Origin of the sequence: Bilophila sp. 4_1_30 (assembly GCF_000224655.1) — a bacterium.
GTDB lineage: Bacteria > Desulfobacterota > Desulfovibrionia > Desulfovibrionales > Desulfovibrionaceae > Bilophila > Bilophila wadsworthia.
Genome location: NZ_JH114241.1, coordinates 1 through 1,776 on the forward strand (window position 1 = coordinate 1; position 1,776 = coordinate 1,776).

The following is a 1,776-nucleotide window of genomic DNA, read 5'->3' on the forward strand; positions in this document are numbered from 1 at the left end:
CTTTCGCGCGTCGCCAGATAGCCGAGCCCTGCGGTCAGCGCCGTCACCGCCAGCCCGACCGGGCCGCCGAACGCGCCGAGCAGGGCGGAACCGGCTGTTTTCGCCATACGCCCGACACCGGCCAGAGAACTTGAGAAGGAGCCCAGAGCGGTGGGCAAGGCTTTCAACTTTTGCTGGTATATCGTTTCCGCCGCCGTCAATTGTTGTTTCAGGGCAAGTTGCTGGCGATCCTGCGCGGCGCGGATGATGGCGTTATCCGTGCCGTTTTGCACGGCCAGCGCGCTGCGCCGTTCGGCTTCAAAGCGCTCCAGTTCCGCGCGGGCGGCGTTACGGGCGGCAAGGGCGGCCTCGGTATCGGCCTGCGCCTTCATGGCCACGGCCTGCGCGGAGCCGAGGAGCGTCACCTTCCCGCGCAGTTGCGCCGCTTCCAGTTTGATGGTTTCGGCGGCGTAGCGGGCCGTTTCGTTGGCGGCCAGCTTTTTGGCCGCCGTCATTCCGGCAATCCCGGAGCCGAGCACGACGGCCCCGGAGGCGACCGTATCGAAGTTGTCGGACAGGAGCTTCAGCACGTCGTTGAGCTGGCGCAGCCCCTCGGCGGCGGCAGGGGCGAACAGGTTGCCGCCTTGCGTGCCGAGGTTGTCCAGCATGTTCGCCGTGGTGTCCTTCAGGCCGTTCAGCGTTTCCTTCCAGCGGGCAAACGAGGCGTCCGTTTCCCCGGTTTTCTTGTTCATGGCGTCGAGATTGGCGGCGTGCTGGGCAAAGGCCGTTTCAAGTTGCGGGGCCAGCCCCACAAGCGACTCTTCGGAGCTGAGGAACTGCGCCAGCGAAGAGCCGGACTGCCGGGCCGCCGCGTCGAGCATCCGCCACGTCCGGGCAAGGCCGTTTTGCTTGACCATCGCTGTTCCGGACTCGTATCCCAGACGCCCAATGAGCCCGGCCAGCTTTTCGTTGGGCCGCAGCAGCTCCATGACCGCGGCCTTGTACTGCGTGGCCGCCTTCGCCGTGCCGCCGGAGGTGAGCGTCAGCGCGGAGAACTGCGCGCCCATTTCGTCCGCGCTGATGCCCGCCTGCTTCGAGACGCCGGCCAGTTCGCCGATGACCGGGATGACTTCGCCGACAGTGGTTTTGCCCTGTTTTTCAATGGCAAAGAGGAGGTCGGAGGCTTCGGCGGCCCTGTTCAGTTCCCCGGTGTACCCGGTCATGAGCGAAGTGAGCGCGTCCACGGCCTGCGCCTGCGAAACCCCGGAAACCTTGGAGGCCTTCGAAGCCGTTGAAAGCAGGTCAACCGCCTTGGCGGCTTCGGTCACGCCGGACGAGTAGACGGTATACAGCCCCTGCATGAGCTGGGTTTGCGAACCCAGCTCCGGCCCGAGCCCGGCGATGTCGGCCTTGAGCTCGCTTGCGCTGCGCGAGGTGACGCGCCGCATGCTGACAAGGGCCGTCTCGAAGGCGGCGGCCTGCCGGATGGCCTGCCCAAAGCCGACGCTGACGCCGAGCCCGGCAAAAACGTTCCGCAGGCCCGGCCCCAGCGCGTTGAGGGCGTCGATCTTTTTTGCCAGAGAGTCCGCTTCGCCGCCGACCCTGCGGAACGAGGCGCTGGCCTTGTCGTCGGCATAAATGCTGATGCGCGTCGCCATGTTGGCCATCAGTGTTTCTCCCGGTTCCAGAGTTCAAGTTGCGTGCGCTCGATGAGCGCCACGCCGTTCAGCGTGTCCGCGTCCATCGTGATGCCGAGCGCCCGCGCCACGGCGAAGACGGCGGGGTAGTCCAGACCGT

1 protein-coding gene is annotated in these 1,776 nt (G+C 66.3%); it reads right to left on the reverse strand.

All coding sequences use genetic code 11. The annotated features are described in order from the left end of the window. A partial coding sequence (locus tag HMPREF0178_RS19835) for a phage tail tape measure protein (RefSeq protein WP_009369321.1) occupies positions 1–1,646 on the reverse strand: 1,646 nt, incomplete at its 3' end. Between the last annotated feature and the right edge of the window lie 130 nt (positions 1,647–1,776).